Genomic DNA, 15,041 nt, shown 5'->3' with positions numbered 1-15,041 from the left:
CGGGAGAGGGATGTGTTACGCCTCACCTGAGGTGAGCGCGGTGTACTCCGCGGCCGACAGCAGGTCGTCCGCGGAGCCTTCGAGGCGGACGCGGAACAGCCAGCCGTCCCCGTACGGGTCGCTGTTGATCAACGCGGGGTTGGCGTCAAGGGTCTCGTTGACCTCGACGACCTCACCGCCGACGGGGGCGAAGACATCGCTCACCGACTTGGTCGACTCGACCTCACCGATCGGGGTGCCGGCGGTGACGGCCTCGCCCACCTCGGGAAGCTTCACGTAGACCACCTCACCCAGCGCGTCGGCCGCGTGGGCGGTGATGCCCACGGTGAGGGTGATGCCGTCCTCGGCACCGGAGACCCACTCGTGTTCCTTGGTGTACTGCAGGTCCTCGGGAATGCTGCTCACTTTTTCCTCCTGTAGAAAGGCAGTTCGACCACGTCGACCGGCTCATGGGTGCCCCGGATGTCGACGGCCAGTCCTGAGGTTAGGCCGTTGTCCACATACGCCATGGCGATGGGCCTGCCCAGGGTCTGGGAGGGGGCCCCGCTGGTGACCGTCCCGACGATGGTGCCCTCTCCGGCGACCACCACCGAATAGCCGTGCCGGGGCACCCGGCGGCCGGTCGCGACCAGGCCGACCAGGCGGCGGGCCGGCGGGACGTCCTTGCGCGCCTCCAGGGCGGCCCGGCCGACGAAGTCACCCGGCTTGTCGAACCGCACCACGCGGCCCAGCCCGGCCTCGAACGGGGTGTGGTCGGCCGACAGCTCGTTGCCGTAGAGCGGCATGCCCGCCTCCAGGCGGAGGGTGTCGCGTGCGGACAACCCGGCGGGGACCAGCCCGTGCGGGGCGCCCGCCTCGGTGAGGGCGGCCCACAGCGGCTCGGCGTCCTCGGCGGCGACGAACAGCTCGAAGCCGTCCTCCCCGGTGTAACCGGTGCGGGCGATCAGCGCCTCGCGGCCGGCGACGGTGGCGGGCAGGCCCGCGTAGTACTTCAGGCCGTCCAGGTCGGCGTCGGTGAGCGCGGCGAGGATCTCGGTGGAGCGCGGGCCCTGCACCGCGACCAGCGCGTATCGCTCGGAGCGGTCGTCCACCGCGGCGTCGAAGTCCTTGGCCCGCTCGGTCAGCTCGGCGGCGACACGCGGGTAGTTGGAGGCGTTGGCGACGACCATGAACTCCTCGGGCGCCAGCCGGTAGACGATCAGGTCGTCCAGCACGCCGCCCTCGGCGTTGACGATCATCGTGTAGCGGGCCCGGCCGGGCTCCAGGGCGGACAGGTGACCGACCAGCGCGTAGTCGAGCGCCTCGGCGGCCTGCGCGCCGGTCACGAAGATCTCCCCCATGTGGGACAGGTCGAACAGGCCCGCAGCCTGGCGGACCGCGTTGTGCTCGGCGGACTCGCTGCCGTAGCGGAGCGGCATCAGCCAGCCCGCGAAGTCGGTCAGCGTCGCGCCGAGTGACTCGTGGACGCCGCGCAGCGGCGTGGGTCGGGACATGTTCGCACCTCAGACAAGGGTCAGATGAGAGCATCCTCCCCCTCTGTCATTGATGCCTGAGAGCTTCACCCGGTTTTTGCCGGACTTTCACCTTCGGCGAGGTCGCGGGACCTGCTTTCCAGAGGGCACCTACCCGCACGGTCCTTTGCCTTGAGAGGTTCGCGGGGAGGGCTTGCTCCTTCAGGGGTCCTGGCCTGGATGTCAGGACGCTCTCCCGCACGGGTTCACCGGTGTCGCGACCACCCTAACCGCCCGGCCCGGTCTCGCGAAATCCCCCAGTCGTCCTCTCCTCCCGGGTCGCGGATCGCCGTGCGAGCCCGATGGCGCCCCAAGGTGGGTTTGTCAATTTATGTCCGTTTCCCGTGGTAGCGTCCGACAACTTGCACGTTTCGGAGGTGATTGATGACGACCGAGGTGGGTTCCCGGCCGCGACCGGGGGCCGGTTCCGGTGACGACCCTCGGGACAAGGGGCTCAGCCGGAACTCGGTCGGCCTGTGGAGCAGCGTGGCGCTCGGCGTCTCGACGGTGGCCCCCGTCTACTGCCTGACGGCCACCCTCGGCCCCACGGTGGGGGAGGTCGGGCCGCAGATGCTCGCGGTGTTCGTCGCGGGTTTCCTGCCGATGTTCCTGGTCGCCTACGCCTACCGGGAGCTGAACCGGCGCTTCCCCGACTCCGGCACCTCCTTCACCTGGACGGTCAAGGCGTTCGGCCCCTGGGTGGGCTGGATGTGCGGCTGGGGCCTGGTGGTGGCCACGATCATCGTGCTGTCCAACCTGGCGGGGGTCGCGGTCACCTTCTTCTACGTGCTGCTGGCGGACGTGACCGGGAACCCGGCGCTGGCCGACCTGGCCGGTGACAAATGGGTCAACGTGCTGACCTGCCTGGTCTTGGTCGCCGCCGCCACCGCCGTCAGCTACCGGGGCATCACCGCCACCCGGCTGCTCCAGAACGTGCTGGTGCTCTTCCAGCTCGCGGCGCTGGTGTCGTTCGCGGTGATGGCGATCGGCAAGGCCGTCTCCGGAGACGTGCCCACGGCGATGGCCTTCGACCTGGCGTGGTTCGACCCGTTCGCGGTGGCCACCTTCAGCGCCTTCACCGCGGGCCTGTCCCTGTCGATCTTCATGTTCTGGGGCTGGGACACCTGCCTGACCCTGAACGAGGAGACCGAGGGCAGCTCCAGGACGCCGGGCAGGGCGGCGCTGCTCACCGTGCTGACCATCCTCGGCAGCTACCTGCTCGTGGGGGTGGCCGCCGTCATGTACGCCGGGGTCGGCGACACCGGCGTCGGCCTGGGCAACCCCGAGACCGAGGACAACGTCTTCGCGACCCTGGCCCACCCGGTGATGGGCGGGTCCGGGGTGATCCTGATCCTCGCGGTGCTGGCCAGCTCCGCGGCCAGCCTGCAGAGCACCTTCATCCCGGTCGCCCGCACCGTCCTCGCCATGGGCTTCTACGAGGCGCTGCCGGTCAGGTTCGCCCGGGTCCACCCCCGCTTCCGCACGCCCTCCTACGCCACGCTCTGGGCCGGGATCGGCACCGGGGTCTTCTACTCGGTCATGACGGTGTTCAGCGAGGACGTCCTGGTGGACACCATCTTCACGCTCGGGTTGATGATCTGCTTCTACTACGCGCTGACCGCCTACGCCTGCGTCTGGTACTTCCGGCGCGAGCTCACCGCGAGCGTGCGGGACCTGCTGTACAAGGGCCTGCTCCCCGGGCTCGGCGCGGTGGCGCTGACCGCCGTCTTCGGCAAGACGGTCGTGGACATGTGGGACCCCGCCTACGGCACCGGAAGCTCGGTGTTCGGGGTCGGCGGGGTCTTCGTCATCGGGGTGGGCGTGCTGCTGCTGGGTGCTGTCCTGATGGTCGTCCAGAGCCGGATCGACCCGCGGTTCTTCCGCGGCGAGACCCTCCGCCCCGACACCGGGGCACTGGTCGTCCCCGACTGAGGACGCCCCGGCGCGCTACCGCGCGACCGGGACGGTGTGCCGTACCAGGGCCTCGAACAGGGCGGATTCCTCGTCGGCCTCGGGGTGCCACTGGACGGCCAGGGCGAACGGGTGACCGTCCACTTCGACGGCCTCGACCGTGCCGTCCTCGGCGCGGGCGGTCACGGTCAGCCCGGCGCCCAGGCGCTCGACGGCCTGGTGGTGGTAGTGGGCCACGTCCACCGTCTCGGCGCCGAGGATCTCGCCGAGGCGGCTGCCCGCGGCCGTCCGCACCGGCATCCGGCCGAACCGGCCGGGGGCCGGTGCGTGCCCGTGGTGGCCGACCACGTCGGGCAGGTGCTGGTGGAGGCTGCCGCCGAGGGCGACGTTGAGGATCTGCATCCCCCGGCAGACCCCGAGGAACGGCACGCCCCGCTCCAGCGCCGCGCGGACCAGGTCCAGCTCCGCGTCGTCGCGGAACGGCCGGACGTACCCGGTCCGCTCGTGCGGTTCCCGCCCGTACCGCTCCGGGCCGACGTCCCCGCCGCCGGCCAGGATCAGCCCGTCCAGTCGCTCCACCAGCGGGCCGGTCTCGCCCGCGGGCGGCAGGATCACCGGCTGCCCGCCCACGCGGGCCACGTGCTCGACGTAGGTGTACGGCAGCAGGGCGGCGGTCATCTCCCACACGGTGAACCTCGCGGGTTCGACGTAACAGGTGATGCCGATGACGGGACGGGACATGATCTCTTGCCTTGCCTTGCCTTGCCTTGCCTTGCGTGTTTCCTCTGCCCGGTGCCGCGCCGGGGCCGCGGCCTTCCCGCCCCGCCCCGGCGCGGCACCGGCTACAGCGGGGTGACGTACGCGCCGGAGATGCCGCCGTCCACCAGGAACTCCGACCCGGTGATGAAGCTGGAGTCGTCGGAGGCGAGGAACGCCACCGCGGCGGCGATCTCGGAGGCCTCGGCGAAACGGCCCAGCGGGATGTGCACCAGGCGGCGCTGGGCCCGCTCGGGGTCCTTGGCGAACAGCTCCTGGAGCAGCGGCGTGTTCACCGGCCCCGGGCACAGGGCGTTCACCCGGATGCCCTCGCGCGCGAACTGCACGCCCAGCTCACGGGACATGGCGAGCACCCCGCCCTTGGACGCGGTGTAGGAGATCTGGCTGGTGGCCGAGCCCATCACGGCGACGAAGGACGCGGTGTTGATGATCGAACCCTTGCCCTGCCGCCGCATGTACGGGATGGCGTGCTTACAGCACAGGTAGACCGAGGTGAGGTTGACCTCCTGCACCCGGCGCCAGGCGTCGAGGCCGGTCTCCAGGATCGAGTCGTCGTCCGGCGGTGAGATGCCCGCGTTGTTGAACGCCACGTCGACGCTTCCGTAGGTCTCGAACGCCGTCCGGAACACCCGGGCGACGTCGTCCTCGTCGGTCACGTCGGCCCGCACGAACAGGCCGCCGGCCTCTTCCGCGGCCTTGGTGCCGGTCACCTCGTCCAGGTCCACGCACACGACGCGGGCACCCTCGTCGGCGAACCGGCGGACGGTGGCCAGGCCGATGCCGCTTCCCGCGCCGGTGACGACGGCCACCCGGTCCTGCAAACGCCGCATGTCTCTACTCCTCGGAAATGAAGACGTTCTTGGTCTCGGTGAACGCGGACAGGGCGTCGGGGCCCAGTTCGCGGCCGAGGCCGGACTGCTTGAAACCACCGAACGGCGTCCAGTAACGGACGCTCGAGTGGGAGTTGACGCTCAGGTTGCCCGCTTCGACCGCCCGCGCCACCCGGAGTGCCCGGCCGACGTCGCGCGTCCAGATGGACCCGCTGAGGCCGTACGGAGTGTCGTTGGCGATCCGCACGGCGTCGTCCTCGCCGTCGAACGGCACCACCGACACCACCGGGCCGAAGATCTCCTCGGTGAAGGCCCGGTCGTCCGTCGAGCGCGGGGTCAGCACCGTCGGCGGGAACCAGAAGCCCGGCCCGGTGGGGCACGTCCCCTGCAGATGGGGCGGCTCGGTGACGAAGGAGGCCACCCGCTCCCGGTGCGCGGCGCTGATCAGCGGGCCCATCTCGGTCGCCTCGTCACGCGGATCGCCGACCCTGACCTTCAGCACCGCCTCGTCGAGGCGGGTCAGGAACTCCTCGTGCACCGACCGCTCGACGAGGATGCGGGAACGCGCGCAGCAGTCCTGCCCCGCGTTGTCGAAGACGGCGTACGGCGCGCTCGCCGCGGCCTTGGCCAGGTCGGCGTCGGCGAAGACCACGTTGGCGCTCTTGCCGCCCAGCTCCAGTGTGATCCGCTTGACCTGGCCCGCGCACCTGGCAGCGATCTCCTTGCCCACCTCGGTGGAGCCGGTGAAGACGATCTTCGCCACGGCGGGGTGCCCGACCAGCCGGGCGCCCGCCACCTCACCGGCGCCGGGCAGGACCTGGAACACCCCCTCGGGCAGGCCGGCGGCCAGGGCCAGCTCGGCCAGGCGAAGGGCGCTCAGCGGGGTCCACTCGGCGGGTTTGACCACCACCGTGTTCCCCGCGGCCAGCGCCGGGGCCACCCCCCAGGTCATGATGACCATCGGGAAGTTCCACGGCACGATCACGCCGACGACGCCCAGCGGCTCCTGGAAGGTGACGTCCAGCCCGCCGGGCACCGGGATCTGCTTGCCGTGGTTGCGTTCCGGCGCTCCCGCGTAGAAGTCGAGCACGTCGGCGACGTTGCCCGCCTCCCAGCGGGCGTTGCCGATCGTGTGTCCCGCGTTGGCGACCTCCAGCAGGGCCAGTTCCTCGGCGTGCTCCCGCACCAGCGCGGCGAAGCGGCGCAGCAGCCGCGCCCGGTCTCCCGGGGCGACCCGCCGCCAGTCGGCGAAGGCCCGTCCGGCGCGTTCCACCACCCTGTCGGCCTCGGTGGCGTCCGCCGCCTCGATGTCGGCGATCACCTCTTCGGTCGCCGGGTTTACGATCTTCACATTCACATCCGTTCGAATCCCCGGAACAGTTCCCAGTCGGTGACCGCCGCGTCGAAGGCGGCCAGCTCGACCCGGGCGTTGTTCGCGTAGTGCGCCACGACGTCGTCGCCGAAGGCGGTCTTGGCGTGCTTGGAACCCTCCCAGAGCTCCAGAGCGTCGCGAAGTGTGTGCGGCACGGTCTCCGCGCCCGAAGCATAGGCGTTCCCGGTGAGTGCCTCCGGCAGGGAGAGCTCGTTCTCGATGCCGTGCAACCCGGCCGCGACCAGCGCGGACACCGCCAGGTAGGGGTTGACGTCGCCGCCGGGCACCCGGTTCTCGATCCGCAGCGACGGCCCGTGGCCGACCAGGCGCAGCGCGCACGTCCTGTTGTCCGGGCCCCACGCGACCGCGGTGGGGGCGAAGCTGCCCGGCTGGTACCGCTTGTAGGAGTTGACGTTGGGGGCGTACAGCAGGGTCAGCTCCCGCAGGAGGGCGAGCTGACCGGCGATGAACCGCTCACCGAGGGGCGAGAGGCCGTAGGGTCCCGGTCCGGCCATCACCGGCTCGCCGCCGGTGTCGCGCAGCGAGATGTGGATGTGGCAGGAGTTGCCCTCGCGCTCGTTCGGCTTGGCCATGAAGGTCAGCGACATGCCCTGCTGGGCGGCGATCTCCTTGGCGCCGTTCTTGTAGACGGAGTGGTTGTCGCAGGTGGCCAGGGCCCGGTCGAAGCGGAAGGCGATCTCGTGCTGGCCGAGGTTGCACTCGCCCTTGACCGACTCGGGGTACATCCCGGCGCCTTCCATGCCGAGCCTGATCCTGCGCAGCAGCGGCTCGACCCTGGCGGTGCCGAGCATGGAGTAGTCGACGTTGTAGAGGTTGGCGGGGGTCAGGTCGCGGTAGCCGCGGCGCCAGGCGTCCTCGTAGGTGTCGTTGTAGACCACGAACTCCAGCTCGGTGCCGACGAACGCCTCCCAGCCCCGTTCGGCCAGCCGCGCGAGCTGCCGGCGGAGGATCTGCCGGGGTGAGGCGATCACGTCGGAGCCGTCCTCCCAGACCAGGTCGGCCATGACCAGGGCGGTGCCCTCCTGCCAGGGGATCGGTCGCAGGGTGGACATGTCGGGACGCATCACGAAGTCGCCGTAGCCGCGCTCCCATGACGACATCGCGTAACCGCTGACCGTGTTCATGTCGACGTCGACCGCCAGCAGGTAGTTGCAGCCCTCGGAGGAGTGTTCGAGGACCTCTTCCAGGAAGTAGCGAGCGGACAGCCGCTTGCCCTGGAGCCGGCCCTGCATGTCGGCGATCGCCAGCAGGACGGTGTCGATCCGGCCCGCCTCGGCGTCCCTGCGGAGTTGCTCCACGGTGAACGGCACGTGAGAGGTCACGGGCGCCCCTTCCTTAAAAGTCTGGAAACAGACCAATGAACGCATGCAAACACCGGGGAGGTCGGATGTCAATGGCTACGCTGCGTCAGAACGGGGCCACTGTCCAGTTTTGAGGTTCTTTACTGGGTCATCGATGGCACGGTCTTGACGCGGAAGCCATGTCAGGCGAAATATCACGCCAAACACCTATGGTTCGGCCGTAGACCATTGGGTCGGAGGCCGACCTGCGCACCCAGGGGGTGGCGAGCATGGCGGACGGCAAACGACATGTCCACGGTGTCGACTACGAGAAGGTGACCGCCGACTACATGCGTCGGCGGCAGCTGAAGTCCGGAACGGCCGGATGGGTCCTGCTGGCGGGCCTCGGCGTGGCGTATGTGATCTCCGGTGACTTCGCGGGCTGGAACTTCGGCCTCGCGCAGGGCGGCTGGGGCGGCCTGCTGATCGCGACCGTCCTGATGGCCGTGATGTACACCTGCATGGTCTTCGGCCTGGCCGAGCTGTCCTCCAGCATCCCGGTCGCGGGAGCCGGGTACGGCTTCGCCCGCCGGGCCCTCGGCCCGTTCGGCGGGTTCGCGACCGGGACCGCGATCCTCATCGAGTACGCCATCGCCCCCGCCGCGATCGCCGTCTTCATCGGCAGCTACGTGGAGGCGCTGGGACTGTTCGGGCTCAAGAGCGGCTGGCCGGTGTTCCTGGCGGCCTACGTGATCTTCGTCGGTGTGCACCTGTGGGGCGTCGGCGAGGCGCTGCGGCTGATGTTCGTGATCACGGGGGTGGCGCTGGTCGCGCTGGTGGTGTTCATCATCGGGATGATCCCCAAGTTCAGCGCGGCGAGGCTGTTCGACATCCCCGCGACGGACGCGTTCGGCGCCAGCTCGTTCCTGCCGTTCGGGATCTTCGGCGTGTGGGCGGCGCTCGTCTACGCGATCTGGTTCTTCCTCGCCATCGAGGGCGTCCCGCTGGCCGCGGAGGAGGCCCGCGACCCGCGGCGGGACATGCCCCGGGGCATCATCGCGGGCATGACCGTGCTGCTGCTGACCGCCGCGCTGATCCTGGTGACCGCGCCGGGCGGGGCAGGGTCGAACGCGCTCAAGGAGTCGGGCAACCCCCTCCCGGAGGCGGCCAGGCGGGCCTTCGGCGGCGACAACCTCCTGGCGGACTTCGTCAACTACGTCGGCCTCGCCGGACTGATCGCCAGCTTCTTCTCCATCATCTACGCCTACTCCCGGCAGCTGTTCGCCCTGTCGCGGGCCGGATACCTGCCCCGTTGGCTCTCGGTGACCGGCCGCCGCCACACCCCGTACCTGGCGCTGATCGTTCCCGCCACCGTCGGCTTCCTGCTGGCCTCGCTCACCATGGACGGCGACCTGCTCATCCAGATCGCGGTGTTCGGCGCCACGGTCTCCTACGTCCTGATGATGCTCTCCCACATCGTGCTGCGCAGGCGCGAGCCGGACATGCCTCGCCCGTACCGCACCCCCGGCGGTGTGGTCACCACCGGCGTCGCGCTGGTGCTGGCCCTGGCCGCGGTGGTGGCCACCTTCCTGGTGGACGTCAAGGCGGCGCTCATCACGGCGGGGATCTTCGTCGTGTGCCTGGCCTACTTCTGGTTCTACAGCCGGCACCGGCTGGTCGCCAACGCCCCCGAGGAGGAGTTCGAGGCGATCGAGCGCGCGGAGGCGGAACTCGCCTGAACGCGCCGGAATCCCGGTTCCCCGGCCCCCGGCGGAGGTCAATAAGCTGGGTCCCCGGTCGGTGGCGGGTCGAGGAGCTTCGGTGACGGAAGGCGGCACCATGGGGGAGGCGGGCCTCGACGTCGCGTTCCGCCCGGTGCGCGCGGGCAACGCCTTCGAGGAGACCGTCGAGCGGCTCCTTCAGGTGATCAAGCTCGGCGCCGTCCCCCACGGGGAGCGGCTCCCTCCCGAACGGGAGCTCGCCACCCGGCTCGGCATCAGCCGCGTGACCCTGCGGGAGGCCATCAGGGCGTTGCAGGAGGCGGGCTACCTCGACGTGCGGCGCGGCCGTTACGGCGGCGCGTTCGTGACCTACCGGCCCGCGCCGCCGCACCGGGAGGACCTGCGCAGGGTGGTGGCCGACATGGGCACCGCCGACCTGGACGACGCGTTCACCTTCCGGCTGGCCGTCGAGTGCGGAGCCGCGCAGGTCCTGGCCGGCGCCGAGCTGTCCCAGCAGCAGCGGCGGGTGCTGCGACGGCGCCTGGCGGAGGTCAACTCCGCCGGTCCCGACGACTACCGCCGCCTCGACACGGCCTTCCACCTGGCCATCGCCGAGCTGACCGGCTCCTCGCTGCTGGCCGCCGCCTGCGCCGACGCCCGGCTGCGGGTCACCGACCTGCTCAACGCCATCCCGGTGCTCCAGCGCAACATCGAGCACGCCGCGGTCCAGCACGAGGCGATCGTCACGGCCATCCTCGCGGGCGATCCCGACGCGGCCCGGCAGGCCGTCACGGAGCACCTGGAGGGGACCGCGGCGCTCCTGCGCGGCTTCCTGACGTGAGCCGGGCCCGCGCGAGCCCACCGCCCGTGCGGCGAGGTTACCCGTGTCGCGGGTCGCCTCGCGGTGGGGCTTCTCACGCGGCGGGTCGCCTCGCGTGGTGGGGCTTCTCACGCAACGGGTCGCCTCAGCGGTGGGGCTTCTCGCATAGCCTGGGGAGGTTGTGGGGGATCTGTTCTACCAACGCATCATCGACGCGGGACGGCTGCCGCTGTTCTGCTTCTTCGTCGCGTTGATCGTGGCCTTCGTCTTCACCAGGATCAACGTGCGGCTCATCCGCGCCAGGATCGGCTGGTTCCGCAACGTCAACATCGGTGAGATGCACATCCACCACGTGGTGTTCGGCGTGGTGCTCACCCTGCTCGGCGGCGTGTCCGGCCTGATCGTCTCGGGTGTCTCGCAGGGATGGTACGCCGTGACGGCGGCCCTCTTCGGCGTGGGGGCCGCCCTGATCCTCGACGAGTTCGCGTTGATCCTGCACCTGCACGACGTCTACTGGGAGGAGGAGGGCCGCGCGTCGGTCGACGCCGTGTTCGTCGCCGTCGCGGTCACCGGGCTGCTGCTGCTCGGCCTGCGTCCCCTCGGCTGGGAGAACTCCGACGGAACGGCCCAGGGGGCGTGGCTGACGGCCGGCGTCATCGTGGTCAACCTCGTCCTCGCGGTGATCACCCTGCTCAAGGGCAAGATCTGGACCGGCCTGGTCGGGTTGTTCGTCCCGGTCCTCCTGGTGCCCGGCGCGCTGCGGCTGGCCCGTCCCGGATCGCCCTGGGCACACTGGTTCTACGCCCCCGGCTCGCGCCGCCCCCAGCCCCGCAAGATGGCCGGCGCCGAACTCCGGGAGAAACGCTGGCGCCGGCCGGTGATCCAGGCCAAGATCGCCTTCCAGGAGTTCGTCTCCGGCCGCCACGACCTCCCCTCCACCCGCGGGCGGCGCCGCCACGGAGCGGCCTCCCGGGAGCGGTGAGCGGGCAGCGGCATACTGGGGGTGTGAGTGCGCTTCCGTCACGCTGGGACGGTGTGGAGCGGCGGGTCCCCGACTCCCTGGACGACCTGCGCGGGCCGGCCGTGGGAGTGGTCGCCCTGCCCGCCCACCTCTGCTGGTCCGGGCTGACCGCCTTCGACCTGACGGACCGGCGGCTGCGGATGAGCCTGTACCGCACGATCATCACCGGCGGCGGCCGGACCGACGCCGAGTCATACCTGAACGCCGGCATCCTCGTCGCCGACTGGCCCACCCTGCGCCGGGGCATCGGCCCGAGTTACCGCAGGGCCTGGGAGAGCAAGATCGACCTGCTGGGAGGAGCCCGGTGATCCTGCCACCCTTCCAGCAGCGGATGCTCCAGGCCGCGCTGCCCGCCTGTTCCCGGTTCGGCCTGGTGCTGGCCGGCGGCTACGCGATGAACGCGCACGGGTTCACCGAGCGGCCCAGTGACGACCTCGACTTCGCCACCGCGGCCGAGACACCGCTGCCCGAGGTCGCCGACGGGGTGGCCGAGGCGTTCCGGGCCGCCGGGCTGGACGTCACCCTGGTGGAGGTGACGCCCCGGATGGGCCGCCTGGTGGTCAGCGACCCGGTGACCGAGCAGAGCTGCGAGTTCGACCTGCTCAGAGAGGCGTTCCAGCAGCAGCCTGTGATCGTCGGGGACGTCTCCGTCGTCTCCCTGGACGACGCGGTCGGCCTGAAGATGCGAGCCCTGCATGAGCGCAGCCTCGCCCGCGACGTCATCGACGTCGCGGCGGTCTCACACCTGTACGGGTTTCGCGAGCTGGAGCATCTCGCCCGCCTGCACAACGAGGAGTTCTCCCTCGCCGAACTGGTGATGCGCCTGGAGTTCGTCGACCTGATCGCCGACGAGGACTTCGAGGCCTACGGCCTCGACGAGGAACGCATCATGGAGATCCGGCGGTTCGCCTGCGCGTGGGTGGAGGACATCCGGCTCCGCCGGGCCGAGGAGGGCGACATCGAGTACGACGACGTACCCGGCCTCGACTGAACGGATTCGGCCGGGCGGACTCACAGCGAGTGGCCCCCGCCGGGTGGGCTCGCGCCGGGTGGATTCGGCCGGGTGGATTCGGCCGGGTGGATTCGGTCGGGCGGCCTCGCGCCGGGTGGCCTGTGCGGGCCGCTCAGCGGGGATCGCCCGACGATCCCCGTGATGACGCATACCCGGCCGGTTCGCGGGAAGCTGACGATCCTTCCTCCCGAAGGAGTGTGGATCGTGGGCCTGTTGGAGAAGCTGAACCTGCGCGAGATGAAGGCCAGGGCCAAGAGGAGCCTGGGCAGCCGGATGGGCGACCGCCGGATGGTGGCCGCGGCCCGGACCGAGGAGGCCGAGGCGAAGCTGCTGAAGACCCAGGACGAGATCCTCGATACCGTGGCCAGGGCTCGCAGAGAGCACGGCGCGCGCCGCCACTGACCTCCCGGCGGCCCGCCCGAATGCCGGTGTCCCGCCGATCGGCCCGTCCAGGGCCGACTCCGGATCGGCGGGACACCGGCGCCTCCGGCTCACCGGAGGTGAGCCGCGCTCTCCCGGCCGGGCGCCTGCGGCCGCTATCCGCGCAGGGCGTCCTCCCCCTTCTCCGCGCAGGCCGCGTCCTCCCCCTTCTCTCCCCGCAGGACGCCTGTGGCCCCTCTCCCGGCCCTCCCGGCCCTCCGTCCGGGTTCGGCGACACCTCGTTGCGTCAATCTATGTTGACGCAATCGACTTTCGTCTATGAAATCGCGCGAGACGCCTGTGCCGAGCGCGTGCGCGGTAGACAGGAGGGGCGGCCGGAGGCCGATCATGTCGTTTCAGGGGAGGTCCCGTGCCCGAGACCGCGTCATGGCGGTTGTTGCTCGACCACATCCGGCCCCACCGCGCGACCTTGTTGCTCGGCGGTGTGCTCAGCCTCCTCGGCTCCGCCGCCGGGCTGGCCATGCCGCTCCTCGCGAAGACGGTGGTCGACGCCTTCGGCGAGGGGAGTTCCCTGGTCGGGCCGGTGCTCGGCCTGACCGCGGCCGTGCTGGCGGGCGCCGCGATCGGCGCGCTGGGCAGCTATGTGCTGGAGCGGATGGGCGAGGGTGTCGTCTTCGCCGCGCGCCGCAACCTCGTCGAGCGGATGCTCCGGCTGCGGGTCTCCGAGGTCGACCGGCTCAGGCCCGGCGACCTGATGTCCAGGGTGACCTCCGACACCACGCTTCTGCGGTCGGTGTTCACCAACGGGTTGGTCGAGACGGTCAGTTCGCTGTTCGTGCTGGTCGGCGCCATGGTGATGATGGCGGTCATCGACGGTGCGCTGCTGCTCATGACGCTGGGGGTGCTGGTCCTGGTCGGCGCCGTGGTGAGCCTGATCATGCCCCGCATCCAGCGGGCGTCGCTCCAGGCGCAGACCGCGGTCGGTGAGATGGGTGCGGTGCTCGACCGGACGCTCCAGGCGTTCCGTACCGTCAAGGCCAGCGGTGCCGAAGACCGGGAGATCGCCGCGGTGGGCGAGGCCGCCCGCGAGGCGCGTGACCGGGGGATCGCGGTGGCGTGGCTGACCGCCGTCTCAGGAGTCTCGGCGTGGGTCTCCGCGCAGCTCGCCTTCGTGGCCGTGCTCGGAGTGGGCGGCGCGCGTGTCGCCTCCGGTTCTCTGGAGGTCTCCGCCCTGATCGCGTTCCTGCTGTACCTGTTCTATCTTGTCGCCCCCGTCGGCCAGCTGGTCCAGGGCTTCACCGAGGTGCAGAACGGCCTGGCCGCGGTCAGGCGCATCCGCGAGGTGGAGGAGCTGCCGGGCGAGGTGGCCGGCACCACCGGTCACCTGGCCGGCGGGGCTCCGGCGGGGGTCGTCTTCGAGGGGGTGGCCTTCCGGTACGGGGACGACCGGCCCGCCGTCCACGACAGCGTCTCCTTCGAGGTGGCCGCCGGCGGGCTGACCGCTCTGGTGGGGCCGTCGGGTGCGGGCAAGTCGACGGTCTTCGCTCTGATCGAACGCTTCTACGACCATCAGGCCGGGACGATCGCGATCGACGGTCGCGACATCCGCGAATGGCCGCTGGCCGGGCTTCGCGCCTGTCTCGGCTACGTCGAGCAGGACGCGCCGGTGCTCGACGGCACGCTCAGGGAGAACCTGGTCTTCGCCGCGCCGGATGCCACGGAGACCGGCATCGCGCGGGTGCTCGAACGCACCCGCCTGGAGGATCTGGTCGCCCGACTTCCCGAGGGTCTGGACACCCGGGTCGGTCACCGCGGTGTCATGCTCTCCGGTGGTGAACGGCAGCGGGTCGCCATCGCGCGAGCCCTGTTGCGCGGCCCGCGCCTGCTGCTGCTCGACGAGGCCACCTCCCAGCTCGACGCGGTCAACGAGTCGCGGTTGCGAGAGGTGGTCGCCGAGGTGGCGAAGGAGACGACCGTGCTGGTGATCGCCCATCGTCTTTCCACCGTCACCGGCGCCGACCGGATCGTGGTGATGGAGGCCGGCCGGGTGCGGGCCGTCGGCACCCACGACGAACTGCTGGCCGGCGACCCCCTCTACCGAGAGCTCGCGGCCACCCAGTTCCTGCTGCCGACCTGACCCGGGCCGCCCGGTCGCACCGCGGGTCCATCACCGGGCCGTGTGATTCGCGCCGCCGTCCGGCGCCGGGGGCGTCTGGTGCCCGCCGACGACCCGATCCGGGCCGGCGGAGCGCGGTTTCCGCCTTCCCAGGAGTGGATGTCTCTTCGCGCTTTGGGCTGAATCATGCAAATTCACATCGACCATAGGGGAATGATTCGGACATAAGGTCGATTACCTGGTTCGTCGCTCAGTGGATCGGGGCATC

General features: G+C 70.7%; 14 protein-coding genes and 2 riboswitches. Of the genes, 8 read left to right on the top strand and 6 right to left on the bottom strand.

Annotated features, from left to right (window positions below):
* Window positions 1-15: 15 nt before the first annotated feature.
* Together gcvH and gcvT are read right to left on the bottom strand one after the other, a co-directional pair.
* A complete protein-coding gene (gcvH, locus tag F4562_RS10385) occupies window positions 16-405 on the bottom strand; it encodes a glycine cleavage system protein GcvH (RefSeq protein ID WP_184539206.1) in 390 nt (129 codons plus the stop codon).
* The gene (gene gcvT / locus F4562_RS10380) at window positions 402-1,493 is read right to left on the bottom strand and encodes a glycine cleavage system aminomethyltransferase GcvT (RefSeq protein WP_184539208.1); all 1,092 of its coding nucleotides are present in this window, start codon (window positions 1,491-1,493) and stop codon (window positions 402-404) included. The genes gcvH and gcvT overlap by 4 nt, the downstream gene beginning before the upstream one ends.
* A gap of 33 nt (window positions 1,494-1,526) precedes the next feature.
* Window positions 1,527-1,621, bottom strand: a riboswitch (glycine riboswitch).
* Window positions 1,622-1,720, bottom strand: a riboswitch (glycine riboswitch).
* 175 nt (window positions 1,721-1,895) lie between these two features.
* Here gcvT and F4562_RS10375 point away from each other — a divergent pair.
* Window positions 1,896-3,443, top strand: a complete 1,548-nt coding sequence (locus F4562_RS10375; protein ID WP_184539210.1) for an APC family permease — start codon at window positions 1,896-1,898, stop codon at window positions 3,441-3,443.
* Window positions 3,444-3,458: 15 nt separating this feature from the next.
* Here F4562_RS10375 and F4562_RS10370 read toward each other — a convergent pair whose 3' ends face one another.
* The 4 genes from F4562_RS10370 to F4562_RS10355 all read right to left on the bottom strand — a co-directional run bounded on the left by F4562_RS10370 (window position 3,459) and on the right by F4562_RS10355 (window position 7,789).
* A complete protein-coding gene (locus F4562_RS10370) occupies window positions 3,459-4,163 on the bottom strand; it encodes a gamma-glutamyl-gamma-aminobutyrate hydrolase family protein (protein WP_184539212.1) in 705 nt (234 codons plus the stop codon).
* A gap of 101 nt (window positions 4,164-4,264) precedes the next feature.
* Entirely contained in the window at window positions 4,265-5,029 is a 765-nt protein-coding gene (locus F4562_RS10365; protein ID WP_184539213.1) for a 3-oxoacyl-ACP reductase, read from the bottom strand.
* 4 nt (window positions 5,030-5,033) lie between these two features.
* Window positions 5,034-6,380, bottom strand: a complete 1,347-nt coding sequence (locus F4562_RS10360; protein ID WP_184539215.1) for an aldehyde dehydrogenase family protein — start codon at window positions 6,378-6,380, stop codon at window positions 5,034-5,036.
* A 2-nt stretch (window positions 6,381-6,382) separates the two neighbouring features.
* Window positions 6,383-7,789 carry a glutamine synthetase family protein gene (locus F4562_RS10355; RefSeq protein WP_184539217.1) on the bottom strand — a complete coding sequence of 469 codons (1,407 nt, stop codon included), beginning with the start codon at window positions 7,787-7,789 and terminating at the stop codon, window positions 6,383-6,385.
* 203 nt (window positions 7,790-7,992) lie between these two features.
* On the opposite strand from F4562_RS10355, the gene eat reads away from it, so the two are divergent.
* The 7 genes from eat (at window position 7,993) to F4562_RS10320 (ending at window position 14,794) form a co-directional block, all read left to right on the top strand.
* On the top strand, window positions 7,993-9,441 hold the full coding sequence (gene eat / locus F4562_RS10350; RefSeq protein ID WP_184539219.1) for an ethanolamine permease: 1,449 nt from the start codon (window positions 7,993-7,995) through the stop codon (window positions 9,439-9,441).
* A 100-nt stretch (window positions 9,442-9,541) separates the two neighbouring features.
* The gene (locus tag F4562_RS10345; protein ID WP_184539627.1) at window positions 9,542-10,264 is read left to right on the top strand and encodes a FadR/GntR family transcriptional regulator; all 723 of its coding nucleotides are present in this window, start codon (window positions 9,542-9,544) and stop codon (window positions 10,262-10,264) included.
* A 160-nt stretch (window positions 10,265-10,424) separates the two neighbouring features.
* Complete coding sequence (locus F4562_RS10340) at window positions 10,425-11,225, top strand: hypothetical protein (protein ID WP_184539221.1); 801 nt, start codon at window positions 10,425-10,427, stop codon at window positions 11,223-11,225.
* Window positions 11,226-11,248: 23 nt separating this feature from the next.
* Window positions 11,249-11,572, top strand: coding sequence for a hypothetical protein (locus tag F4562_RS10335; protein WP_184539223.1), 324 nt, complete (start codon window positions 11,249-11,251; stop codon window positions 11,570-11,572).
* Window positions 11,569-12,255, top strand: a complete 687-nt coding sequence (locus F4562_RS10330; RefSeq protein ID WP_311733858.1) for a nucleotidyl transferase AbiEii/AbiGii toxin family protein — start codon at window positions 11,569-11,571, stop codon at window positions 12,253-12,255. The genes F4562_RS10335 and F4562_RS10330 overlap by 4 nt, the downstream gene beginning before the upstream one ends.
* A gap of 162 nt (window positions 12,256-12,417) precedes the next feature.
* Entirely contained in the window at window positions 12,418-12,678 is a 261-nt protein-coding gene (locus tag F4562_RS10325) for a hypothetical protein (RefSeq protein WP_184854773.1), read from the top strand.
* Window positions 12,679-13,066: 388 nt separating this feature from the next.
* Window positions 13,067-14,794, top strand: a complete 1,728-nt coding sequence (locus tag F4562_RS10320; RefSeq protein ID WP_184539227.1) for an ABC transporter ATP-binding protein — start codon at window positions 13,067-13,069, stop codon at window positions 14,792-14,794.
* Window positions 14,795-15,041 lie beyond the last annotated feature (247 nt).

Source organism: Streptosporangium becharense (assembly GCF_014204985.1).
Taxonomy (GTDB): domain Bacteria; phylum Actinomycetota; class Actinomycetes; order Streptosporangiales; family Streptosporangiaceae; genus Streptosporangium; species Streptosporangium becharense.
Note: the sequence above shows the minus strand (reverse complement) of the source record. Positions and strands in the feature narration are given on the sequence as shown.

Excerpts from the sequence above, each read along its gene's own strand:
- gcvT (WP_184539208.1), bottom strand. The coding sequence starts at position 1,493 with ATGTCCCGACCCACGCCGCTGCGCGGCGTCCACGAGTCACTCGGCGCG.
- F4562_RS10375 (WP_184539210.1), top strand. The coding sequence starts at position 1,896 with ATGACGACCGAGGTGGGTTCCCGGCCGCGACCGGGGGCCGGTTCCGGT.
- F4562_RS10370 (WP_184539212.1), bottom strand. The coding sequence starts at position 4,163 with ATGTCCCGTCCCGTCATCGGCATCACCTGTTACGTCGAACCCGCGAGG.
- F4562_RS10365 (WP_184539213.1), bottom strand. The coding sequence starts at position 5,029 with ATGCGGCGTTTGCAGGACCGGGTGGCCGTCGTCACCGGCGCGGGAAGC.
- F4562_RS10355 (WP_184539217.1), bottom strand. The coding sequence starts at position 7,789 with ATGCGTTCATTGGTCTGTTTCCAGACTTTTAAGGAAGGGGCGCCCGTG.
- eat (WP_184539219.1), top strand. The coding sequence starts at position 7,993 with ATGGCGGACGGCAAACGACATGTCCACGGTGTCGACTACGAGAAGGTG.
- F4562_RS10345 (WP_184539627.1), top strand. The coding sequence starts at position 9,542 with ATGGGGGAGGCGGGCCTCGACGTCGCGTTCCGCCCGGTGCGCGCGGGC.
- F4562_RS10325 (WP_184854773.1), top strand. The coding sequence starts at position 12,418 with ATGACGCATACCCGGCCGGTTCGCGGGAAGCTGACGATCCTTCCTCCC.